This window comes from Brotaphodocola sp. (assembly GCF_050873365.1).
GTDB lineage: Bacteria > Bacillota > Clostridia > Lachnospirales > Lachnospiraceae > Brotaphodocola.
In genome coordinates, this window is sequence record NZ_JBNMIQ010000002.1 from 166543 (window position 1) to 190846 (window position 24304).

A 24304-nucleotide genomic window follows, 5' to 3' on the forward strand; every position below is an offset into this window, starting at 1 on the left:
CACCTTCCCCTTACCTAATCTTCTTTGTTACTCACTATCTTAACTCACATCAAAGCAACTAGAATTCTCACACGTTCTTCGTGATAAATCCAGCTACTCACATATTTCTCTTATTCAATCAATTATCAAGCTCTTCTCGATAAAAGGCAGACCATTTCTGTATGATACGTCTGAGGGAAGAGATCGACTGGCCATGCGCTCTTTGCCTGATATCCATATTTCTTAAACACTTCCAGATCACGTGCAAGGGTATCCGGTCCGCAGGAGACATAAACAACTCGCTTTGCTTTTACAGATGCAACTGCACGGATAAACTCTTCTGTGCTTCCGGATCTCGGCGGGTCCATGAGCACCACATCAACGCCATCTCCCGCTTCTGCCATCTGTGTCATAAACTTTGTGGCATCGTTGCAGTAAAAACGAATATTTTTGATGTTGTTGCATTTTGCGTTCTGGACTGCATCGCGCACTGCATCCGGATTTAACTCCACACCAATGACCTGACCAGCATGAGCGGATGCTGTGATTCCGATTGTTCCGATTCCACAGTAAGCATCAAGAACCGTCTCTTTTCCGGTAAGACCAGCCAACTCAATCGCTTTATTGTAGAGATATTCCGTCTGCACCGGATTTACCTGATAAAAGGACTTTGGCGAGATTCGGAAACGAAAACCACAAAGCTCATCTTCGATATATCCCTTTCCATATAAAACATGCTCGCGATCTCCAAGCACCATGCTTGTTCCGCGGTCATTGATGTTCTGGACGATCGTCGTGATCTCCGGATGCTTCTGTCTCAATGCCTTGACAAAATTATTCTTTGACGGGAAAACCGGGGATGCTGTCACGAGAACTACAAGAATTTCTCCTGTTGTAAATCCACGGCGGATCAACACATGGCGCAGAAGTCCATAGCCTGTATCCTCGTCATAAGTGCGGATCTTGAATGACTTGAGCATTCCGCGAATCGTCCCAATAATCTCATCTGCCTTCTGGTCCTCAATCAGGCAACTCTCCACCGGAACAAGATTGTGCGTGCCCTCCTCATAAACACCGGATACCGGCTCGCCTTTGCGGTGACCGAATACTGCATGAACTTTGTTGCGATAGTGGAACGGATTTTCCATCCCATGAATCGGATGCACGCCACAAAATTTTCCTAAAAGTTTTTGCATCTGTGCCTGCTTTAATTTCAGCTGTTCCTCATACGGCATATCCAGATACTGACAACCGCCACAGCGCGCAGAAACCGGACAGAGACTCTTTTTCTTTAATTTTTTAGTGTCCTTCTCTTTATTCTTTTCCCTATCCTTTTCTTTATCCTTCACTTTATCTCTACCAATCTCTTTTGAGATTTTTGAAGGCTTAGACGACTGATCCCCCTGATAACGTTCTGATTCTTTTAATCCCCTTGATCCCTTTAATTCTCTTGATGCCTTTGATTCTTTTAATTCTTTTGACGCTTTTAATGGTTTTGACCCCTTTGATGATTTTGATTCCTTCAACGCTTTTTTATCACTAAACGTTTTTCCATCACGCACCGGTTTGGAAGCTTTTGCACCTGCATCCATGCGCTTTTTCTTATTTTTCTCTGTCTCTCTCATGAATAATTCTATCTTCTTTCTATCTCTTACCTTGCACAAACTATAACTGTGCGGAAAACACTTGAATTTTGACGCTTCTCTCGTATAATTACTCGTATAATTATTCTGTAAGTAAAAACACAGCATGAACTTTGTTACAAAAAATTATATTTCTTTACGAAAGGAGCTTTTTATGAATCAGAATTCCAATATTTCCCATACACCTACTACCTCAAACTCCGCTTCTTCCTCTGAGCCATCCTATTTCATTGATCCAACCTGCTATCACGGTCGCCCTGAAGATGAAAGTTCTCGTCTTCCAAAGGAGATCCGCACTTACAATCTTCTCGACGAGCTTCACATTCCCTATATCCGAGTGGATCACAGTGCCATGCCGACGATCGAAGCCTGTCATGATGTGGACAAACTTCTCGATATTGACATTTGTAAGAATCTCTTTCTGTGTAATGCACAGAAAACCGCCTTTTACCTGCTGATGATGCCCGGCGAAAAGAAATTTAAAACGTCAAAACTCTCCAAACAGATTGGCAGTGCCCGGCTTTCTTTCGGCAAACCGGACGACATGGAACGTCTTCTCGATCTGACACCCGGATCTGTGAGTGTGCTTGGACTGATGAACGACCCGGAAAACCGCGTTCAGCTCTTGATTGACCGCGATGTCATCGACCACCATGCATTTATCGGCTGTCATCCGTGCATCAACACCTCAAGCCTGAAAATCAGCACCCGCGATATTTTAGATCATTTTCTTCCTGCTGTCCACCATGAACCTATCATTGTGGAACTCCCGTGGGAAGAGTAAAAACAACGACAACCGCTTTCCCATATCTCCCCCGCCTGATCTCTTTCTCGTTAGTCAGACGGGGGCAAATTGGCATCTATCCCCAGTTATATCGTTATATATAAAGGAATTTCCCCTTATGCATTTTTATGCATTCTTCTCCAACGGTCTTGTCACCTGGCGCAACCACTCCAACTCGTCTCCACTCAGATACGGAGAAATCTTCTCATACACCGTCTGGTGATACTCATTCAAAAATTCAAGATCCTCATCCGTCATCATCGAAACCTCGACCGGCTCAAGATCAATCGGAACCCAGGTCAGATACTCAAATCCCAAGAACTGACCAAAATCTGTCTTGTTCTTTTTCAGGCAATACATCAGATTCTCGGTGCGGATTCCATGTTTTCCTTCGATATAAAGTCCCGGCTCATCGGAACATACCATTCCCGGCATAAACGGAACGACTTCCGGACGGCGTCCCGCTGCCACTCTCGAACGAATTCCAACCGGTCTCTCATGCACATTCAGCAGATATCCAACTCCGTGTCCCGTTCCATGATTGAAATCAAGCCCCTCTTTCCAGAACGGCTCCCGCGCTACATAGTCGAGCGTCATTCCGCTTGCCCCCTGAATAAACGTCGTGTGAGCAAGGCGAAGCATGCTGATCAGCACAAGCGTATAATGCTTTTTCGCCTCCTCAGTTACCGGTCCAAGCGCAATGGTTCTTGTGATGTCGGTCGTTCCCTCTAAATACTGACCGCCCGAATCCACAAGGTACAAACCCTCCGGACGCAGGTTGACACAGGTTTCCGGAAGTGCATGGTAATGGCACATTGCCGCATTTGCCCCGTATGCAGAAATCGTCGTAAAGCTCAAATCCAACGCACCCTGCTCTTTTCTCAGCACTTCGAGATAATCCGACACACTGCACTCCGTCATCGGAATCTTTCCCACATTTTTCTTGAGCCAGTAAATGAACTTTGTCATCGCCACACCGTCAAGAATGTGTGCCTTCTTCATATTTTCGATCTCAGTCGAATTCTTGACTGCCTTTGCCATCACAGTCGGATTCATCTGGTCAATCACCTTGTTCGTCTCATCGAGACCGCTCAAAATCGCATCGTTTACCTTTGCCTTCTCTAGCAGAACGCGAGCATGATGAATCTGATGAACATACTCATAAATTGCATCATACGGCTGAGTCTGAATTCCCTGCGCCTTCAAATATTCTCTGACTTCATCCGACACTGCCTTTGCGTCAATAAACAAAATCAGATCTGTCTTTGTCACTGCTAGATAAGACAGAGCTACCGGATTGCATGGAATATCATTTCCACGAATATTTAAAAGCCACGCAATATCATCCAGAGTTGTCAGGATGTGGGTATCTGCTCCTGCCCGCTCCATCTGTGCACGAAGATCAGCAATCTTCTCTTTTGCCGACTTGCCCGCATACTTCTCATCAAGCACCCAGATCGGCTCTGAGGAAAGTTCCGGGCGATTCTCCCAGATCTCCCCGACAAGATCGTAACCACTCTCAACGCTCACCCGATTTGCTCCGAGGAGATCTCTGAGTCGCTCTCCCATCATGCTGTTGATCACACGACCGTCAAATCCGAGCACTCCGCCCTCTGGCAAATGCTGTTGCAGATACGTTTCCACAGTCGGAACTCCCGGCTCGCCCATCTTCATGAGTTCTACTCCAGATCCTGCAAGCTCTGCGGATGCCTGAACAAAATATCTTCCATCCGTCCAGAGTCCGGCCCAGTCCTTTGTAATGACTGCCTGTCCAGCCGAACCGGTAAACCCGGTGATATATTTTCTGCACGCAAAATACTCTCCCACATACTCAGATTCATGGAAATCCGATGTCGGAACGAGATAGGCATCCATCTGATGTTCCGCCATCTTCTCCCGAAGTCTCTGAATTCTCTCTATTACCATTTCCATTGTATTCTTCTTAGCCTTCTTTCCTTCTGTTCTGTCAAACACCAATCAAACGCCATATTTTTACACCATATTTTTACAGCTTTACGGCTGAATCAGATTCAGTTTCACACAGGCATTCCACACGCCATCTTTTCCGATCTCATCCGTCACATAGTCTGCCGTCTCTTTCAGAACCTCAATCGCATTTCCCATTGCCACACCGATTCCTGCTGTCTGGATAATCTCATAATCATTCATGCTGTCTCCAAACGCCACGGTATTTTCAATCGGAATGTCGTAATATGCACAGAGACGTTTGAGTCCCTCCGCCTTTGACGACTGTTTTTCTACGATATCCGCACCCTCACGGCTTGAGAACATCGGCAGTTTCACCTCCGGAAATGCTGCTTCCACCTCATGACAGCCTGCCTCTCCTCCGATATAAGTCAACGTTTTCACCGGAATCTCAAGAAGTTTCCACGGGTCCTGGAAATTTCTCTCCGTCACGCCCCATCTCTTGATATCATGATGCTCCACAAACTTCGGATTGATATAATAATCCTCCGTTCCACTGCTCATTCCAATCGAGAACTCTTTTCCCTCTGCAAAGCGCAACATCCGCTCCACCAGAGCATGATCCATCAGATGTTCATAAATCAGTGTGTTTCCGACCGTAATCTTCGTTCCGTTCAGATGAATCACTGCATCCGGCTCCACCATCTCTTTCAAGCCTGCGCTGAAAGGACTGTCCAGATCTCGTCCAGTCGCAACCACAATATAATAATGCTCACGCAAAAGCTCCACGGCCTTCTTGGCACTCTCCGGAATCTTGTAATCTGCATGATCCAGAAGCGTCATATCCATGTCAAAACTGACAATTCCTTTCTTTTTGTCCTTCATAGTCTCCTTCATTTGTTTTTTCGCATCCTTTACTTACTCATTTACTTACTCAATAAACATCGTTATTTTATTCTTTTCGCTACGCGTAAAATGTCCACTCAGAATTCCTTACTCTCAGAATTCTTTTTCTGTCTTACACACGTCTTTTATCATAGCAAATTAGCAATCATTCCGCAAGCGGATGGACTGGCATTTTCGGAAAAGGCAAACAAGAAAAGGAAAAGAAAAGGCTTTGAGCAACTCGTCCCCACAAACCTTTTCTCAAAAAACACTTTTCAAATTTTTCTTTTCATGATATACTACTAATGTTGTTAAAACGTCGGGGTATGGCGTAGCTTGGTAGCGCGCTCGGCTGGGGGCCGAGAGGTCGCAAGTTCAAATCTTGTTGCCCCGACTTTTCTTTTATTCATCTTTCCGTATCTAAGTCTAAACCTTATTGATTATTGGTTTTATTTTCATACTATTTTCATTTTTCATTTTGCAATCTCGGGCATCCAAAGTGCTCCATTCTGATCTGGTGTGAGGACAACCGGTTCTGTCATCATGCGCCCCTCCAAGTCCAGACAATACCATTTTCCATCCACGGTGATCTGTCCCGTCCGCATACTCCCATCTTCTCCTAAATAATACCAATGATTCTTGTAGCGATACCAAGTGTCCGTCACCATATGTCCAGCACCATCAAACCAGTACCAGATTCCATTGTCACAGTACCAATCATTGCGGACATATCGCCCTCTTCCATCCCGATAATAAAAACGCCATCCTCCTTCTTCCTTTTTCCAGCCAACAGGAACATGTTCCAAATACCAGGTCTTCATAAATTCTTCCGGATTTCGATACACGCTCTTGATCCCACTCGTACTGCTCCCCCAGTCCGGCAACTGGAAATGTGGTTTATCCACGATCGTCTTCCAGTTTCCTCCCCATTCCAACCCCAAAGAAACTCCGATCGCTCCGACACGCTCAAAAAATTTCCCACTCTCATTATATGCCCCATGACCGTCATCACGATAAACATCAAACGCCGTCCCCCACTGGTGATAGGAACTGTAATTCTTTCCCGGTGCATTCGTCACAATCTTCCCCGGCTTTGTGCGCCCCTGTGCATATAATGCATCCTGCTCCGCCACAGTCCGAAGCGTTTCCCCTATCTTAATCGGAAATCCCTGTTTTTTTGCAGAATCTACCAGTTGTACCGCCAGTTTTTGAAGGCGTGGATGACACAGAGTGATATCTCTCATCGCTCTTTTCCCCCTATTTTCCTGTTCTTTCTCATTGCCATTTATAATATTATTTATATTCAAACACCTTTTCCTGTGTATTCGTTTATTCATGATGAGACCCACTGCGATTTCATTTTTTGCACCTTCTCTTACTTATTTTCCTTTATTTCTATTTTTTCTTATATTTCTTCTTATTCTTTCTTTTTCACTCTTTTTTAATATTTTTCGTTGTATTTTGCGATAAAAAACGTATTCTCTCATATAAGGGGTAGATATACAAACCCCAGTTTACACAGGGAGGTATGTATCATCATTATGAAAAAATGCAACCACATTAAAAAATTAGGCGTTATTCTCTTATCCGGACTTATGCTCTCCGCGCAGACAACTCCTGTCTTTCACCCGTTCACAATCGTAGCAGAGGCACACTCTGGACGAACTGACTCAAGCGGTGGTCACCACGATTATAAGAACAAGAGTGGTCTTGGAAGCTATCACTACCATCACGGCATGCCGGCGCATCTCCATCCAAACGGCGTTTGTCCGTACAGCTCCTCAAGTTCAACCTCTTCCTCCTCGTCGTCTTCCTCTTCCTCCAGTTCCAAGAGTACTTCGTCTCAGACAGCAAAGACGACGATCACGACAGAACTGATGAACTCGTATCAGGCTGTCTTTGACGCAGACTATTATTACAACGCCAACCCGGATCTTCAGTCTGCTATCGGTCGCAATAGTTTGAAGCTGTTTGAGCATTTCTACACAAATGGAATGGCAGAAGGCAGAAAGGGATGTGAGTCCTTTGACGTAAACGTCTACAAGGAAAATAACGAAGATCTCAAAAATGTCTACGGGGATAATCTCAAATCCTACTACGAGCACTATGTGACTACCGGTTGTAACGAAAATCGTGTGCACCAATAACGCGTGTATCAATAAACGTACATGAATAAAACATGCACCCATCCTTCATCGCCGTCACAACGATGATCCTTAATTCATCATTGGAAAACTACAATCACACAATCACATTTAAACAAAAATGGAAAGCGAACAGGGGGATGAAACTCCCCCTACGTTTTCCGATTTCCCGTTTTTCATTTTGTTTTTCCCATTTTTGTTTCTTTTTCTTGTGTATATAACACATGAGTATCTCTATTTTTTGCCTTTTTATTAGCTATTTTGCCATTTCTGAAAAAAAGTGAAATTTCTACTTGCTTTTTTGCAACAAACACGATAGAATATAGGAGTTCGCTGATGACGAGTCACTCACAGAAATAAGTCAAGCGACACAACATAATATCGATCATGGCCTCATGGTCAAGCGGTTAAGACGACGCCCTCTCACGGCGTAAACTCGGGTTCGATTCCCGATGAGGTCATACAGAATAAAAACTCCGGTGTGATATTTCACATCGGAGTTTTTTTCGATCATAATCGCAGAGCACCGCGCCACGCCACACCACACCTAATTCAAGTCGACGCTCGCGCAGACTTGGCGCGTGATTCCGGTCCGCTCTGCTTACATCCTCCCATCAGAATCATTGCACTTCTTCGTTTCATTGCAGTTGGTGCCTAACAAGCGCCACTGGCACTTTGCACCCACTCCAAGTTATCATGCCTGAATAGCATCAGAAAGCATCAGAAATGGAAACTTCAGACATGATAATTCATGCTTCCGGAACTTTTCGAAGTTCACGAAGGATCTTGCGAAAACGCTCTGGAACTTCATTTACTTTCATATCTCGCGGAACAGCGATCGTTCCCGCCTTCTTTGCCGTCTCATAATACCAGCATTTGTACTCCACCATCTCCATCGTGTGCTCAAGCTCCTCCATCTGTGCTCTAAGCTCCTCCCGCTGGTGGCGAAACATCTCAAGGCGCATTTCAATCGTGTCATCCCCCTGCAAAGCCATCTCGATATACTGACGAATATCCTTGATCGACATTCCTGCCTTCTTCATACAGCCAATGACTTGAAGCCACTCAAAATCAGACTCCTTGAACATCCGAATTCCCCCAGCCGAGCGTTCCACAAACGGCAACAGTCCCTCTTTGTCATAGTATCTCAGAGTCGAAGCCGTCACTCCCAGCAATTTCGCTGTTTCTCCCACTGTGTAAATCATATCCCAATCCCTCCAACATTTTTTCAATCTGAATCGTTCCTATTTTCTCATTTTTTCTCATTTTCTGATTTGCTTATTCTCTAATTTGCTTACTCTTAGACTCTTGTATCTCCTACTTTCTTGCTCTTCTTACTCCTATTGCTCTTATTGCGAAAAATTCTCCCTCAAGTCCGCAAAAAATCACATCAATAATCGCAGAAAGCTCTTGACTTAAAGTATACTTCAAGTTGTACAGTATAGTTAAGCTTTAATGCAAGCATATCGTGAAATGCCTTCCCTGTCAAGTTTCTAAAGGTTGCTACAAGTTTCTAACCCTGAACGAAGGAACACTTCCGCACTTCGTCTAAACACAGCGCAAGGACAATGAATGCAACACTAAGACAGCATACATAATCGCATGACCGCGCAGGGCATTTTCCAAAAATGACACCAAAAACTTTTCTATAATAAGGAGGAAATCACTATGATTTTTGACGAGACTTACACTCTGGCAAATGGCATAAAAATCCCGAAACTCGGACTTGGCACTTGGTTCATCGAGGATGGCAAGGCAAGCGATGCCGTCAAATCCGCAGTAAAACTTGGTTATCGCCTCATCGATACCGCACAGGCTTACGGCAATGAGCGCGGTGTCGGCGAGGGTGTGCGCACCTGTGGCATTGCGCGTGAGGAACTCTTTGTTGCCAGCAAGGTTGCTGCCGAGCTGAAAACCTATGAGTCTGCCACAAAATCCATCGATGAAACTTTGGAGAAAATGGGGCTTGACTATCTCGATCAGATGATCATTCACTCCCCACAGCCTTGGACGGAGTTCCGCGTGGAGAAACGCTACTTTGAGGAGAACAAGGAAGTATGGCGCGCACTTGAGGATGCCCAGAAAGCCGGAAAGATCCGCGTCATCGGTGTCTCCAACTTCCTGAAAGATGATCTGGAAAATCTGCTCGCTGACTGCCGTGTAAAGCCGATGGTAAACCAGATTCTCCTTCACATCAGCAACACCGATCTCGCACTCGTTGATTACTGCAAGTCCCAGAACATTTTAGTGGAGGCATACTCTCCGATCGCTCACGGCGAGGCACTCAAAAACCCGGCAATCGCAGAAATGGCCAAAAAGTACCATGTCACTCCTGCTCAGCTCTGCATCCGCTATGTCATCCAGCTCGGCACCGTGGCACTTCCAAAGACTGCAAACCCGGAGCACATGGCAGACAATGCCAACGTCGATTTCGTGATCTCCGACGCAGATATGGAGACTCTGATGCACATGGAGCATATCGCAGATTACGGTGATTTTAACATTTTCCCGGTATTCAGCGGAAAACCGCTGGCATAAATTTTTCTCTTTATTCCCTTTTGGAAACATTTACTCGTATGCTTTTATTCCGGAGGGCAAAATAAAATCTTCTACAAAATTTTATGAAACAAAAGTATAAGAAAGGCGGGAGAGCTCAAAACGAACTCTCCCGCTAATTTTTTAACCTCTGATCAATTTCTGGTTAATTTGTAAGCGAAAAATCTTATTTATTTTCTGGTCACTTATGAAAAAGCTCCTGACAGAGTCTTCCTACTGGAAGTCCCACCACATTGTTGTAATCTCCGCAAATTCCCTTTACATGCATCGCAAAGCGTCCCTGAATTCCATAAGCTCCGGCTTTATCCATCGGCTCTCCGGTCGCAATGTAAGCACGAATCTGCTCCTCCGTCATCGGATAGACCTCCACATCCGTCTTCTCCGCAAACGTATAAGTCTTTCCTGTCTCACAGAAAATTATCGTCACTCCCGTGTAGACCTGATGTTTCCGTCCACTGAGCATGCTGAGCATCTCAAATGCCTCGCTCTCATCGTGAGGTTTTCCGAGAATTTTTCCATCCGCCGACACAACCGTGTCTGCCCCGATGACAATCACCTGCTCTCCTTCATGGTGCTTCGCAATATCTCCGGCTTTCTGTGCCGACAGCTCCATCACCGCATCCGCCGGAACCGTCGTCGTGATCACTTCCTCGACATGGCTCGGCTCAATTTCCGGCTCAATTCCAACCTGATGCAGAAGTTCTCTGCGCCTCGGGGATGCAGATGCAAGAATTACTTTTTTCATTTCCAGCGTTTCTCCTGTTTCCTGTTATTCGTCTCGTCTGTCTCTTGTATCGCCCATTTTCGATCCAAGTTTCTATTTCGATTCCGATCTGTGTTTCAATCTAAATCTGTGATGCCACCCAGATTTCAATTCCGACTTCTGTTTCGATTCAGAATTCTTCCTAACTTTCTAAGTTTCCCCGGATTCTCCTACTCTTCTGCATCCAGAATGTAATCGGTTGTCTGGTATACATAGAAGTTCAGCCAGTTTGCATAGAGCGTGTTGGAGAGATTTCTCCATGTAAGAACCGGAACGCTGAACGGATCGTTGTTCTCATAATAATTGCACGGAAGTTCCGGATTCAGTCCCTTTTTCAGATCACGGTGATACTCATTGTTCAATGTCATGCGGTCATACTCCGGATGACCCTGAACGAAGATCTGGCTTCCATCCCGATTGAGCACCAGAAAAACGCCTGCCTCATCCGACTCTGCGACAATCTGAAGCTCCGGATGTTTCTCAATATCCTCACGGCGCACCTCCGTGTAGCGGGAATGTGGTGCCATCACATAGTCATCCATACTGCGCACAAGCGGAACCTTGCGGTCAAGAATTCGGTGACGATAAATTCCGGAGAGCTTGGATTTTCTCATATATTTCGGAATTCCATAATGATAGTACAGACCAGCCTGTGCTCCCCAGCAGATATGCAGGGTGGAATGAACATGAGTCTTTGACCACTCCATGATCGTCTTGAGCTCTTCCCAATAATTGACTTCCTCAAACTCCATATTCTCAACCGGAGCACCGGTAATAATCAGACCATCGAACTTTTTCTTTTTGACCTCATCGAAGGTGACATAGAATTTGTTTAAATGGCTGGCAGACGTATGTGTCGACACATGAGAGGACATCATCAAAAATGTACAATCCACCTGAAGCGGTGTGTTGGAGAGTGCACGCAGAAGCTGAGTCTCCGTATCCTCCTTCAACGGCATCAAATTCAGGATCAAAATCTGAAGCGGACGAATATCCTGACTCAATGCACGGTCCTCATCCATCACAAAGATATTCTCCGACTCAAGAACGGCGCGCGCCGGAAGTTCATTCTGTACTTTAATTGGCATAATTTTCTCCCCCAATCGATTAATCTCGATGCAAAATCTCAACAAAAACCTTCATGTTCTTATTTACATGTTTACATGAACTTTTTACTCAATTACCTATATTTACCTATTATTTATCAATAAAAATGCCTCTTCTCGCAAATATACGCTTTGTAGTATATCACAAGAAGAGGCAATAGTCGAGATGCCATCTCGGAAATAAGTTTTTTGAGAAACAAGTTTTACTAAAAATAAAGGTTCATAACCTCATTCCAACCATTCAACTTCTGATCAGTATTGCACATGGTCTGTGACCTCATCCGAGATCATTCCCTTTTCTGCCTTTAATTTCTCATTTGCCGTCTCCACATCCATCTTTGAGAGAACAAACATAATCAGAACATCAAAAATCAGAGGAAGCCACAGGTACATAAACTGCATCATATCAAGCGCTGACTGGGGCTGTACGGAATTGGTTCCAACGTAACCACTGAATTCCAACAGCCATCCAACCACAGCCGTTCCAATTCCTCCACCCAGTTTTACGCCGAGCGAAGTGCAGGAATACATCGTTCCATCGACCCGCTTTCCCTGTGTCAGATAAGTATACTCTGAGCAGGATGCAATCACTGCATTCATATCTCCCTGCCACGGTCCCTGACCAAGCGCCGCAAGCGCAGTAAATGCCATCATGAGAGGAATGTTTCCCATATATCCTGCTACCACAACAAGCCCTCTTCCGATGACTGCCAGGATATATCCTCTTAAGTTCAGCTTATACATTCCCTTCCATTTTCCGACAAGGGTTGGAGTGAAAATCAGTGCAACGATCAGCGGAATATTTACCGCCCACGCAAACTGACCAAACAAATTTTTATTTTTTAAGACCCAAGTCATATAATAAATGCCGGCCCCGATCATCGCACCGTACAACTGCTGTAAAATGTAAGTGCCACAGATCATCAGATAATATTTATTTTTTATGAGCAGATGAAACGCCTGAACAAGTCCATATTCCTCTTGTTCCGTCTTCTCCTCGCCTTCATTCAGCTCATCCTCCGGAAGCTCCTTCACAGAAAGACCGGAGATCGTGTTCACAATCAGTCCCACCACTGCATAAATAATTGCCACCGTTCTCCATGCACCTGCATCCCCGCCAAGGCGATCAACAAACCCAACCGTAATCGACTGGATCAGAAGACTCGTAGAAAATGCAAAGATAAACCGGTATGAGCCCATCTGAACGCGTTCCTTGCTGTTTTTCGTGACAAGCGAGGTCAGCGCCGAATAAGCAATGTTATTCGCCGTATAGAAAACACCGTTCAACAACGTATAGGCGATAAAAAACCACGCATACTTTGCGGAATTGCCAAGATTCATCGGCACTGCAAACACGGCGATCAGTGTCACGGCGCAACCGATATATCCATAAATCATCCACGGACGCGCCTTTCCAAGTCTGGTATGCGTCTTATCAATCATCGAGCCAAAAAAGATATCCGTAAATCCGTCAAAAATCTTTGAGACAGCAATCAGCGTCCCCACAATTCCCGCGGTCAATCCAACCGTATCCGTCAGATAGACCATGACAAAAGACGTGAGAAATGCATACACCACATTTCCCGCAATATCCCCCGAACCGTAACCAACCTTGTTGTACCACTTTAAATATTTCTTTTCTTCCATACCGGGTATCCCTCTCCTTTACGCAATCCCCCATTTTCAGTTCCCCGCCAAGAGATGAAAATCCAAATAAAAATATGTATTTTTTTCTATTCATTTCGTCCCTCAACAGTCCCTATCATACGTTTTTCTTTAGCATTTGTCGATGAATGAAGTTACACAGAATATGCACAAAATCATACTGTTAAAAAAGAGCACAAAAATCCCCTCTTTGCCGTTTAACAGGTATCTATCATACTGTGAACCTGCCCTTTTGTCCGACAAAGAGGGGACTTGCTCATTCTTCCGTCTCCATCATTCTCTTTCGATACTGCTGAGGTGAATATCCTTTTCTTTTATGGAAAATACGACTGAAATACAGAGGATTGTTATACCCGACAATCCGTGAGATCTCATTGACTGAGTAGGTCGTGGTCTCTAACAAGATCTGGGCATTCGTAATGCGAATGGAAGTGAGAAATTGCATTGGAGTCTCCCCGGTATATTTCTTAAAATTGTGAATAAACCAGCTGACACTCATCCCCTTCGAGGATGCATACTCCTCAATATTGATGTCCAGATTGTAATTCGTGCTAAAATAAGAGACTGTCAGCTCCATCTCTCGATCCATATATTCGTTTTTCAGAACGTGTTCTCGTGTGAGTTCCCGGTTAAATACAATCAGCAGGTGACGCAGAAGAAGCATCAGCATCTCCTCATAATCACTCTGGCATTTTTGCAGTTCGCTGATGATTCTCTTGAAAATGCGCTCATATTCCAGCGACGTTCCAACCGGAAACACTCTCTGCTTGTCCGCAAACCCATATTTTCTGAGTATATTTTTCACATCACTTCCCGTAAAATGAATCCAGAATACTTCTGTCTTATCCTTCCCGTAATATTCATATTTTTGAAGTTCTTTCGGACGAAACAGCACAACATTTCCAGCCGGCACAATCGTCTCATTCTCCGGCTTATCAAAATGAAAATATGCCTTTCCCGACGCAATATAGATGATCTGATAATCCAACCGTCCTCTCGGACGATAAGTCGGCATTTTCGGATACGAAGACAGGCGGTAATTTCCACAACTGCCCACAATCAGTGGCTGACGTTTGTCCTTAAAGTCCTTGTGTGACTGATTCAGATATCCGGTATTGATATACATCTGTCCTTCCCCCCTGTCATCCCGTATGCTCTTCTAAAAAGTATTCCAAACTGCATTCTGAACTGCATTTGAACTGCATTTGAACTGCATTATAAACCATATTCTATATTATATCATTTTGTGCATATTTCGTCTATTTCTATTCATAGACAGGCAGAACGCATTTCTGTAAAATATCCCTAGAAAACAAAATATTTTCAAGTTAGTCGGACCGTTTTCTCGTTTGACTTCAAACACAGGACAAGCATCAGACACAACAAAAAAATATATATCAACGCATTGCCTATCAGGAGGGTTTATGAATGATTATTCCACGCTATTATGAAGATTTAAACGTCTTACATGACCACACCATGCCGATGAGAGCTTATTACATACCGGCATCCAAACGGATGGATACTCTGGTTGAGCACCGGGAAAATTCCGATCGTTTTCAACTGTTAAACGGCACATGGAAATTCCAATATTACAAGAGCATCTATGAACTTCATGATCGCTTTTATCAGTCCGACTATGACACAAAAGAGTTTGATGAGATCATCGTTCCTAGCGTATGGCAGACAGCTGGATACGACTCAAACCAGTACACCAATATTCGCTATCCGTTTCCGTTTGATCCGCCCTACGTTCCTCAGGACATCCCCTGTGGCGCGTATGTCCGAACGTTTTCGTATCAGAAAGATGCGCTTGCAGAAAAAGCCTTTTTGAACTTTGAGGGTGTCGACAGCTGTTTCTACGTTTGGATCAACGGAATTTATGTCGGATACAGTCAGGTTTCCCATGCAACTGCCGAGTTCGATGTCACCGATCTTTTAAATGAGGGGGAAAATACCCTTGCAGTTCTCGTTCTAAAATGGTGTGACGGCTCTTATCTGGAGGATCAGGACAAGTTTCGCATGAGCGGAATTTTCCGCGATGTCTATCTCTTAAAACGCCCTGAGCATGCAATCTGGGACTATCACATCACAACTAAGATCCATGAAAATCATGCAACCATCCACCTCAATATGGAGTTCTATCACCCGGTTCTCACATCCATTCGCATGGAAGATCCGAATGGCACACTCCTCGCAGAAGAGACGGTCTCGGAGCCTGGACAGGTAAAGTTTGAGCTTGAAAATCCGATCCTCTGGAACACAGAGCGCCCCTACCTCTACACGATCGTACTTCAGACGGAATATGAAACGATCGTCGACGAACTTGCACTCCGCACAATCGAAATCCGCGACCGTGTACTTTTCTTTAACGGAGAAAAAATTAAATTTCGCGGAGTCAACCGTCACGACTCTGACCCGGTTACCGGATTCACCGTCGGTGTGGAACAGATCAAAAAAGACCTCACCTTGATGAAACAACATAATTTTAATTCGATCCGTTCAAGTCATTATCCGAACGCCCCTTATTTTTATCAGATGTGTGACCGCTACGGCTTCCTGGTCATCGATGAGGCAGATTTAGAAGCGCATGGACCATTTATGCTGTACCGCAAAGAAGATACCGACTATAACCGTTTCAAACGCTGGAATGAGAAAATCGCCGATGATCCGGCATGGGAGCAGGCAATCCTTGACCGCGTTCAGCGAATGGTGGAGCGCGACAAGAACCGTTTCTGCATCGTCATGTGGTCAATGGGAAACGAGAGTGCATACGGATGTAATTTCGAGAATGCGCTGAGATGGACGAAGGAATTTGATTCTGATCGAATCACCCAGTATGAAAGCGCCCGCTACCGCAACTACGATGTAACTTATGACTACAAAAATCTGGATTTGTACAGCCGGATGTACCCTGCCCTCACAGAAATTCAAGAATATCTCAAAAAAGATGGAAGCAAGCCGTTTCTTCTCGTCGAGTACTGTCATGCGATGGGAAACGGACCGGGAGATCTTGAAGATTATTTCCAGATGATTCAAAGTGATGACCGGATGTGTGGCGGTTTTGTCTGGGAATGGTGTGACCATGCCGTTGCGCACGGCAGCGCGAAAAATGGAAAAATGCGATACGCCTACGGCGGAGATCACGGGGAAGAACTCCATGATGGAAACTTCTGCATGGATGGACTCGTCTACCCGGATCGCACCCCTCACACTGGAATTTTGGAGTACAAGAATGTCTACCGCCCTGCAAGAGTCGTATCCTACGATCCCGCAAGCGGAGAACTGATTTTACACAACTACATGGATTTTGATGATTTAAAAGACTATGTGGAGATTCTTTTTGAAGTGACAAGAGACGGATTGTCCATTCAGAGCGGACGACTCGCCCCGTTTTCCGTCCGACCGCACGATCACGGAAAAACAGAATTAAAGATTGCGGTTCCAGAGACGGGAAAAATTTATCTCAAGCTCACCTATCTCCTGAAGAAGGAACTTCCTCTGATGAATCCCGGATATCCTCTCGGTTTTGATGAGATTCTCCTTGATAATGAGGACGGGCGAAACCAGAAAGCACTCAGCTGGATCAACCGAACCGCAGAGACCAATGAGATCGTTGTTCAGGAAACGGATCAAGCTGTCATCCTGAAAGCCAAAGATTTTACTTACACGCTCGACAAACGAACTGGTCTTTTTTCCCAGCTTCTGTTTGCTGGAAGAGAGTATCTGAATCATCCCATGGAGCTCAACATCTGGAGAGCACCTACCGATAACGATATGTACCTCAAATCAGAATGGAAGAAAGCGCGCTTTGACAGGGCATATACCCGCGCTTATCAGGTGGAAATTCTTCAAAATATGTACGGAGTCTTCCTCATCGCCCACACCGCCATTGTCGCCGACTCGATCCAGAAAATCCTAAATGTCAACATTCTCTGGAAAATTGACGGCAATGGAAAGATCTGCGCCATCCTCACGGTGACCAAGGACACAGAATTTCCTGTTCTTCCCCGCTTTGGACTGCGGATATTCTTAAACAAGAAATTGGAACATGTCTCCTTCTTTGGGTTCGGACCGCAGGAAAGTTACCGAGATAAGCATCAGGGGGCAAGCCATGGCTTATACCACGCAAATGTGAAAGATCTGCATGAGGATTATATCCGTCCTCAGGAAAACGGAAGTCACTTCGACTGTGATTTTGTGGAATTATCCGCTTCCCAGTTTGGCATCACCGCTGTCTCAGAAGAGCCGTTCTCCTTCAATGCCTCCCGTTACACACAGGAAGAACTCGAAAAAACGGCTCACAATTATGAACTGACGGAATCCGACAGCCTTGTCTTCTGTCTTGATTACGCGCAGAATGGAATCGGATCAAACAGCTGTGGACCGACTGTCTTAAAGGAATACCAGTTTGATGAATCCTCATTCCAATTTCGATTTGAGCTGATCCCGTTTGTCAGAAGATCACTCTAAGAGTTTCAAAAAATCCTCCTCGGAGAGGATCGGAATGCCAAGTTCTTTTGCCTTCTTATTTTTTGACGAGTTGGAGGCGACATCGTTATTGATCAGATAGGTCGTCTTTGACGTGACCGATCCCGTCGCCTTTCCACCTCTCGCCTCGATTACCGCCTGAAGCTCCTTGCGGTTTGCAAAATGAGTCACCGATCCGGTAATCACAAACGTCATTCCCGCAAAGATCACAGTCTCCGTGTTTCCCGCTTCCTGCTCAATCGTTAACTCCGCAAGCAGATCATCCACAAGGCGGTTGTTCTTCTCCGACTCAAAATAGGTGATCCATGCGTCTGCAAGAACCATTCCGATTCCATCGACCGCAGTCAGCTCCTCCTCGGATGCATGGCGCATCTTCTCAAAGTCAAAATCAAACTGACGGCAGAGCATCTTCGCATTTGCCAGACCGATGCCGGCAATTCCAAGCCCATAGATCACGCGCGGAAGCGTCGTGTGGGACGCCTGCCGGATCGCGGTCGTCAGCTTCTCATACGACTTTTCTCCGAATCCCTCCATCTCCACAATCGTCTCGCGATGACGATCCAGATGAAAGATATCCGCATAGGTGTGGATCAGTCCACTGCCGATGAATTTCTCGAGCGTCATCTCAGAAAGTCCGTCGATGTTCAGCGCATCTCTGCTGACGAGGAGAGAGAAACTCTTGATTTTCTTCGCCTGGCAGTCCGGATTGGTACAGTAGAGCGATTTGACGTCATTCATCTGGCGGATCTCTGTCGCCCCTCCACAGACCGGACAGATCTTCGGGATCTCCATCTTTCCGCTTCGCGTCAAATTCTCCGCAATCTGCGGGATGATCATGTTTGCCTTGTAAACCGTGATCGTATCGCCGATTCCAAGTTTAAGTCCTTCCATGATGCTGAGGTTATGGACACTCGCACGGCTGACCGTCGTTCCCTCAAGCTCCACCGGCTCAAAGATTGCAACCGGATTGATGAGTCCCGTTCTCGACGCACTCCACTCAATTTCAAGAAGATGGGTCTCCCTGATCTCATCCTCCCACTTGAATGCGATCGAGTTGCGCGGGAACTTCGCAGTCCGTCCGAGCGAATCCCCGTAGGCAATATCGTCGAGCAGAAGCACAAGACCGTCGGACGGAATGTCATAGTCAGAAATCTTCTGCGCAAAATACTGGACATTCTCCGGCAGGCTCTCTCTCCTTACCATCCGATACTCGACGACCTCAAATCCCTGTGTCTTTAACCACTCAAACTGCTCCCGTCTGGAGTTGTGGAAATCCACTCCATCCGCACGCACAAGCATAAATGCCACAAAGTTTACATTTCTCTGCGCCGTGATCTGGTTGTTCAGCTGACGCACTGAGCCACTGCACAGGTTGCGCGGATTCTTGTACTTTGCGTCAACATCCCCGATCTCCTCATTGATGCGATAAAAATCTGAGTAGCGGATCACCGCCTCTCCGCGGAGAATCAGCTGTCCCTGATACGCAATCCGAAGCGGAACATTTGCAAAGACGCGGGCATTGTTCGTGATAACCTCTCCGATCTCCCCGTTTCCGCGCGTGACCGCCTTCACAAGTTCTCCGCCCTCATACGTCAACACAATCGTGAGACCGTCGAGCTTCCAGGACAGAAGTGCTTCCTGATCTCCAAGCCACTCCTGAAGAACGCTGACCTCCTTCGTCTTGTCGAGGGAGAGCATCGGAGCTTCATGCGCCTCCTTCGGAAGCTCGCTGAGAATCTCATAGCCAACTTTCTGGGTCGGGCTTCCCGCCATCACCACGCCGGTCTCTTTCTCAAGTGCGAGAAGCTCATCATAGAGCTTGTCATACTCGAAATTGCTCATGATCTCCCGGCTCTCCTGATAGTAAGTCTTCGACGCTTCCGACAATTTTGCCGTCAGCTCCTTCATTCGCAAAAGTTTTTCATCCTGATTCTGTCCCATATCCGCTCCCGTCTTCTCCCTCTTCTCCGTTTTCCCTTCACACAAAACATCTCAAACCGATTTCACAACACATTCTGAGCTTCCGCTCTTCACGGATGATGCCAACGACAAAGCAAGGATTCTACCTACAAAGTACCAATCACTCACTGTCACTCGCTGATCCGCTTTACTCGGTCGTCTCCTCGTCCTGCCCTTCTCGAAGTTCTCTCGCCTGCTCAAGTGCACGCTCAAGCTCCTCCATCTCCTTCGGCGTTGCACGGCGATAATCTCCCGTGTTTAATTTGCCCAGAAGAATGTTCATGATACGCACTCGCTTGAGTGTCACGACATGATAGCCCAACTCCTCGCACATCCGGCGAATCTGGCGGTTGAGTCCCTGTGTCAGCACAATCCGAAATGTCTTCGGTCCAACAGACTCCACCCGGCACGGTCTCGTCATGACTCCAAGTTCTTTTAACTCCACGCCCTCGCGCATCTTCTTTAAAAATGCGGAATTAAACGGCTGATCCACCGTCACCAGATACTCCTTCTCATGCAGGTTGCCCGCATGCATGATCTCATTGGCAAGCTCGCCCTGATTCGTCAGAAGCAGAAGTCCCTCCGAATCCTTGTCCAGTCGTCCAACCGGATACACACGGGACGGATAATGCACCAGCTCGATCACATTCGGCGCGCGGTCCTTGTCCGAGGTCGTGCACACAATCCCTCTCGGCTTGTTGACAACCAGAAGAACCGGCTTTGCCTTCTTTCCGCCGGAAGCTCTTCCAACCGGCTTTCCATCGCAGAAAATCTTCTCGTGACCGGTCACTTTCTCTCCGGTCTGCGCCTTTCGTCCGTCGATCGTGACCTTTCCTGCCTCGATCAGACGATCCGCCTCTCGTCTCGAACAGATTCCCTGCTCACTCAGATACTTATTCAAACGGATTTCTTCCATGTTTTCTTCCCCATCATTCATCATTCGATTGCTTATCTCAAACGCATCTCATTTCACCTATTTGATAAACTTTGATAGACATTGATAGACAATCTTAAATCTTATTTGATAAACATCGCATCGCCAAAGCTGAAGAAACGATAGCGCTCCTTGATTGCCTCCTGATAAGCGTTGAGAATATTCTCTCTGCCTGCCAGAGCAGATACCAGCATCACCAGAGTGGACTCCGGAAGATGGAAGTTCGTGATCAGGCAATCCAGAATCTTAAACTTGTAACCCGGATAGATGAAGATCTCCGTCCAACCGCTTCCCGCTTTCAAAATACCATTCTCATCCGTCGCAGACTCGATCGTTCGACAGCTCGTCGTTCCAACACAGATCACGCGTCCGCCCTCTGCCTTCGTGTCATTGATCTTCTTTGCCTCAGACTCCTCCACCATGTAGAACTCAGAATGCATGTGGTGATCGAGAATGTTGTCCACCTTTACCGGACGGAAAGTTCCAAGACCGACATGAAGCGTCACATGTGCAATCTTGACTCCCATATCCTCGATCTGCTTTAACAGCTCTTTCGTGAAATGAAGTCCTGCTGTCGGAGCTGCTGCCGATCCCTCATGCACCGCATAGACGGTCTGGTAACGGTTCTTGTCCTTGAGCTGATGGGTGATGTACGGCGGAAGAGGCATCTGACCGAGCTGATCGAGAATCTGCTCAAAAATTCCCTCGTAGGAGAACTGGATCAGGCGGTTTCCCTCGTCAACCACATCGAGAACGGTTCCCTTTAACAGACCATCTCCAAAGCTTAAAACAGCACCCGGACGGCACTTCTTTCCCGGCTTTACAAGCGTCTCCCAGATATCATTCTCTTTTCTCTTTAAGAGAAGAACCTCCACATGAGCACCCGTGTCCTCCTTCACGCCAAGCAGACGCGCCGGAATTACCTTCGTGTCATTGATGACGAGACAGTCACCCGGGTGAAGATACTCTACAATATCGCGGAAAACGCGATGCTCCATCTCACCAGTCTCCTTGTTCAGAACCAGAAGGCGAGAGGAAGAACGATCCTCAAGCGGATCCTGAGCAATCAGCTCCTGCGGAAGATCAAAATTATAATCGGTTACATTCATTGCCTGTTTCATTTCCATTTCTTTTGTCACACTTTCCATTCATTTTTTATTTCTTAGGTCCATAATTTTCTGTTTAAGTCAAATGCTTGCAAGGACTTGGCACTTGATTCTACTCAAACTCACCGACCTCTTTTTGTCAGCTTTTCTGTACTCTTTCAAGCAAATTTACTGCGCAGAACCACTCTCTGCACTGCTCTCGCCAGATGCGTTGTCCGCACTGCTCGTCTCCGCGGAATTCGTAGCGGAATCTGTTGTGGTTGTTGCGTCACCGGCGGAATCTCCTGTGGCATCTGCACCATTCTCGGAGGACTCTGTACTCTGATCATTCGACTCAACCACTACACTCTGCTGATTGTCATTGCCCTCATAAACCGGCGAACCCTCTCTCAAGACACCGTAAACGGTCTTGAGCTCTTCATCCGACTCGATTGCGTCCTTGAGCTTTGTGTTTACACTCGATGCCAGACGGCGCACTCCCTCGGAGTGATTTTCCGTATCTACAAACTTCTGCATCTCATCCGAGATTGCATCATCCTGAAGAATGTGGTAATTGCCCTCTCCATCCTTCTGGACACAACACCACATAATCATCGGAGCGGTCGTGTTTACTGAGTTGAAGCGAATATCCGCAAGCGCATACACCAGCCAGGTGTCGCTCTCCGGTCCATCCACCACATAGGTCGTCACGTTCTCAAATCCCTGCACATACTTGGAATTACTGCGCAGTTTGGATGCCTCTTTCTGAAGTTGCCACTCTTCCTTCTCGCTTCCGCCGTAAACCTGATTCAGCGCAGAAGCATCTGCATTTGCGCGCGCCTGAAAATATGTCTTCATCAGACTGAGAATCTCCGGAACGGAATCTTTCTTCAGATCGTCGGTCTCAAAGTTCTGCGCCTCGGTCTCGGTACCATCTCCCTCGGCAGTGCTCTCCTGTGCCTCTGCGTTCTCTCCATCCTCTGCCACAAATTCCCCTTCGCCATCAGAAGCATCTGCCTGATCGTCCGTGCTTGCTCCGTCTTCCACGCTCTCCACCGCAGTCTCTGACTGTGCAGAGGTCGGCTCTGCCTGCTTTTTGTCTGAAAGCACGATAAACACAATCAGCACAATCACTGCAAGCGGAATCAGTACCGCTGGCAACATCTTTTTCTGATCTTTGCTCAGCTCAAAACCGCTTTTTTTCTTATCATTAAGTCCCATATTAAATGCTTTTCCCTCCAGTCTGACTCAGATCCCGGACAGTGAAATTTGAATGTTTCTGCCCATCCGGATCTTTCTCATTCTTCTCTTTTTTCTTTGCTAAGTCTTGTTTTCAACTGCTTTTGAACGCTCGATTTTTATCCAGACGATCCGCATCTTATCATAGCAAAATGCTTTTCAAAAAGCAAGAAAAAGAGCCCTATTCTCAGCACACCGGCTCTCAATAGGGCTCTTCAGCAAAAAGAAAATGCGTCTGATAGGAATCGAACCTACGCACGCGGCTCCGGAGGCCACTGCTCTATCCACTGAGCTACAGACGCATCTCCTTTATCATACACGAATTGTTCCTATTTTGCAAGTATTTTTTCCTTCAACTTTTTCAACAAACAAAAATCAAATTATCATTCTGAATTTTCTGCCAAACATCTTTCCAGCATCCAATATTCAAATATTCCATATTCAAAACCACCTGCCAGAAAGAAAAATACCAGCTTACATCAGGCTCTCTGCGATCTCCAAAACCTCTTCTAATTTATGCATTCTCCATCCTGCAAGCGACTGGTCAAAGCCAAAACGCTCATCAATCAGAGCCGTAACCGGCATTCCTGCACGGTATGCCGCAGTCACACCAAATGTCGAATCCTCAACTGCAAGACATTCTTTCTCAGAAAGTCCAAGCTGTTCTGCCGTGTGATGATAGATCTCCGGATCCGGCTTACTCCGTTTAAACTGAGCACCGCTGACAACAACTTCAAAGAAGTCGCGGATTCCATTTTCCTCAAGAACTCTCAGAATCAATTCCTTGCGCGTGCTCGATGCAAGCGCAAGGCGAAGCCCCATCTGCTGAAGAGATCGCAGAATTCCCGGGATCTCCGGACGGAAGATCGCGCGGTAATCGATCTCCGAAAAGACATCTCTGCTCGCACGGCACTCGTCCCGCACTTCCTCCCAGGTCTTGTCACTCTTGATTGCCTTCACCATACACTGCCACGCATCTTCTCTCGAAGATCCCACCATGCCGAGAAGATCTTCCATCTTCACATCCGGGTTCTTTTTCTTGGCAAACTCCAGATCTCTCTTGAGATACTCGATCTCGCTGTCAATGATGACTCCATCCATATCAAAAATCACTGCCTTCAGCATCTTAGCCTCCTCCTGTATCT

At 46.2% G+C, this 24304-nt stretch carries 18 protein-coding genes and 3 tRNA genes; 6 read left to right on the forward strand and 15 right to left on the reverse strand.

Annotated features, from left to right (window positions below):
- Positions 1 to 125: 125 nt before the first annotated feature.
- Positions 126 to 1604, reverse strand: a complete 1479-nt coding sequence (gene rlmD, locus ACR0QT_RS01935) for a 23S rRNA (uracil(1939)-C(5))-methyltransferase RlmD (protein ID WP_432629216.1) — start codon at positions 1602 to 1604, stop codon at positions 126 to 128.
- A 172-nt stretch (positions 1605 to 1776) separates the two neighbouring features.
- Between rlmD and ACR0QT_RS01940 the strand changes: the two genes are divergently transcribed.
- Positions 1777 to 2406 carry a prolyl-tRNA synthetase associated domain-containing protein gene (locus tag ACR0QT_RS01940; RefSeq protein ID WP_432629217.1) on the forward strand — a complete coding sequence of 210 codons (630 nt, stop codon included), beginning with the start codon at positions 1777 to 1779 and terminating at the stop codon, positions 2404 to 2406.
- 126 nt (positions 2407 to 2532) lie between these two features.
- On the opposite strand, the gene ACR0QT_RS01945 is transcribed toward ACR0QT_RS01940, so the two are convergent.
- Both ACR0QT_RS01945 and ACR0QT_RS01950 read right to left on the reverse strand, forming a co-directional pair.
- Positions 2533 to 4338, reverse strand: coding sequence for an aminopeptidase P family protein (locus tag ACR0QT_RS01945; RefSeq protein WP_432629218.1), 1806 nt, complete (start codon positions 4336 to 4338; stop codon positions 2533 to 2535).
- Between the two features lie 81 nt (positions 4339 to 4419).
- Positions 4420 to 5229 (reverse strand): Cof-type HAD-IIB family hydrolase, encoded by an 810-nt coding sequence (locus ACR0QT_RS01950; RefSeq protein WP_432629219.1) that lies wholly within the window; start codon positions 5227 to 5229, stop codon positions 4420 to 4422.
- Between the two features lie 308 nt (positions 5230 to 5537).
- Between ACR0QT_RS01950 and ACR0QT_RS01955 the strand changes: the two genes are divergently transcribed.
- Positions 5538 to 5611 (forward strand) — tRNA-Pro (locus ACR0QT_RS01955).
- 79 nt (positions 5612 to 5690) lie between these two features.
- Here the strand turns inward: ACR0QT_RS01955 and ACR0QT_RS01960 are convergent.
- A complete protein-coding gene (locus ACR0QT_RS01960) occupies positions 5691 to 6461 on the reverse strand; it encodes a M15 family metallopeptidase (protein ID WP_432629220.1) in 771 nt (256 codons plus the stop codon).
- A gap of 297 nt (positions 6462 to 6758) precedes the next feature.
- Between ACR0QT_RS01960 and ACR0QT_RS01965 the strand changes: the two genes are divergently transcribed.
- A complete protein-coding gene (locus ACR0QT_RS01965; protein WP_432629221.1) occupies positions 6759 to 7364 on the forward strand; it encodes a YHYH domain-containing protein in 606 nt (201 codons plus the stop codon).
- Between the two features lie 386 nt (positions 7365 to 7750).
- Positions 7751 to 7822: transfer RNA gene (locus ACR0QT_RS01970), tRNA-Glu, on the forward strand.
- Between the two features lie 288 nt (positions 7823 to 8110).
- Here ACR0QT_RS01970 and ACR0QT_RS01975 read toward each other — a convergent pair.
- Positions 8111 to 8566 (reverse strand): MerR family transcriptional regulator, encoded by a 456-nt coding sequence (locus ACR0QT_RS01975; RefSeq protein ID WP_432629222.1) that lies wholly within the window; start codon positions 8564 to 8566, stop codon positions 8111 to 8113.
- Positions 8567 to 9029: 463 nt separating this feature from the next.
- Here ACR0QT_RS01975 and ACR0QT_RS01980 point away from each other — a divergent pair, with 463 nt between their 5' ends.
- Positions 9030 to 9899 (forward strand): aldo/keto reductase, encoded by an 870-nt coding sequence (locus ACR0QT_RS01980; RefSeq protein ID WP_432629223.1) that lies wholly within the window; start codon positions 9030 to 9032, stop codon positions 9897 to 9899.
- A 199-nt stretch (positions 9900 to 10098) separates the two neighbouring features.
- On the opposite strand, the gene ACR0QT_RS01985 is transcribed toward ACR0QT_RS01980, so the two are convergent.
- The 4 genes from ACR0QT_RS01985 to ACR0QT_RS02000 all read right to left on the reverse strand — a co-directional run bounded on the left by ACR0QT_RS01985 (position 10099) and on the right by ACR0QT_RS02000 (position 14577).
- Positions 10099 to 10662 carry a Maf family protein gene (locus tag ACR0QT_RS01985; protein WP_432629224.1) on the reverse strand — a complete coding sequence of 188 codons (564 nt, stop codon included), beginning with the start codon at positions 10660 to 10662 and terminating at the stop codon, positions 10099 to 10101.
- Positions 10663 to 10850: 188 nt separating this feature from the next.
- Positions 10851 to 11768, reverse strand: coding sequence for a homoserine O-acetyltransferase MetA (gene metA / locus ACR0QT_RS01990; protein ID WP_432629225.1), 918 nt, complete (start codon positions 11766 to 11768; stop codon positions 10851 to 10853).
- A gap of 270 nt (positions 11769 to 12038) precedes the next feature.
- Complete coding sequence (locus ACR0QT_RS01995; RefSeq protein ID WP_432629226.1) at positions 12039 to 13433, reverse strand: MFS transporter; 1395 nt, start codon at positions 13431 to 13433, stop codon at positions 12039 to 12041.
- Positions 13434 to 13707: 274 nt separating this feature from the next.
- On the reverse strand, positions 13708 to 14577 hold the full coding sequence (locus ACR0QT_RS02000) for an AraC family transcriptional regulator (protein ID WP_432629227.1): 870 nt from the start codon (positions 14575 to 14577) through the stop codon (positions 13708 to 13710).
- Positions 14578 to 14879: 302 nt separating this feature from the next.
- Here ACR0QT_RS02000 and ACR0QT_RS02005 point away from each other — a divergent pair, with 302 nt between their 5' ends.
- A complete protein-coding gene (locus tag ACR0QT_RS02005) occupies positions 14880 to 17924 on the forward strand; it encodes a glycoside hydrolase family 2 TIM barrel-domain containing protein (RefSeq protein ID WP_432629228.1) in 3045 nt (1014 codons plus the stop codon).
- On the opposite strand, the gene ligA is transcribed toward ACR0QT_RS02005, so the two are convergent.
- From ligA to ACR0QT_RS02035, 6 genes are all read right to left on the reverse strand, one after another.
- Positions 17916 to 19883 (reverse strand): NAD-dependent DNA ligase LigA, encoded by a 1968-nt coding sequence (gene ligA / locus ACR0QT_RS02010; RefSeq protein ID WP_432629229.1) that lies wholly within the window; start codon positions 19881 to 19883, stop codon positions 17916 to 17918. The two genes, ACR0QT_RS02005 and ligA, sit on opposite strands and share 9 nt — an antisense overlap.
- A 166-nt stretch (positions 19884 to 20049) precedes the next feature.
- Complete coding sequence (locus ACR0QT_RS02015) at positions 20050 to 20817, reverse strand: pseudouridine synthase (RefSeq protein WP_432629230.1); 768 nt, start codon at positions 20815 to 20817, stop codon at positions 20050 to 20052.
- A gap of 101 nt (positions 20818 to 20918) precedes the next feature.
- Complete coding sequence (queA, locus tag ACR0QT_RS02020; protein WP_432629294.1) at positions 20919 to 21944, reverse strand: tRNA preQ1(34) S-adenosylmethionine ribosyltransferase-isomerase QueA; 1026 nt, start codon at positions 21942 to 21944, stop codon at positions 20919 to 20921.
- Between the two features lie 165 nt (positions 21945 to 22109).
- Complete coding sequence (locus tag ACR0QT_RS02025; RefSeq protein WP_432629231.1) at positions 22110 to 23141, reverse strand: hypothetical protein; 1032 nt, start codon at positions 23139 to 23141, stop codon at positions 22110 to 22112.
- Between the two features lie 248 nt (positions 23142 to 23389).
- Positions 23390 to 23461: transfer RNA gene (locus ACR0QT_RS02030), tRNA-Arg, on the reverse strand.
- A gap of 172 nt (positions 23462 to 23633) precedes the next feature.
- Positions 23634 to 24284, reverse strand: coding sequence for an HAD family hydrolase (locus ACR0QT_RS02035; protein ID WP_432629232.1), 651 nt, complete (start codon positions 24282 to 24284; stop codon positions 23634 to 23636).
- Positions 24285 to 24304: the final 20 nt, after the last annotated feature.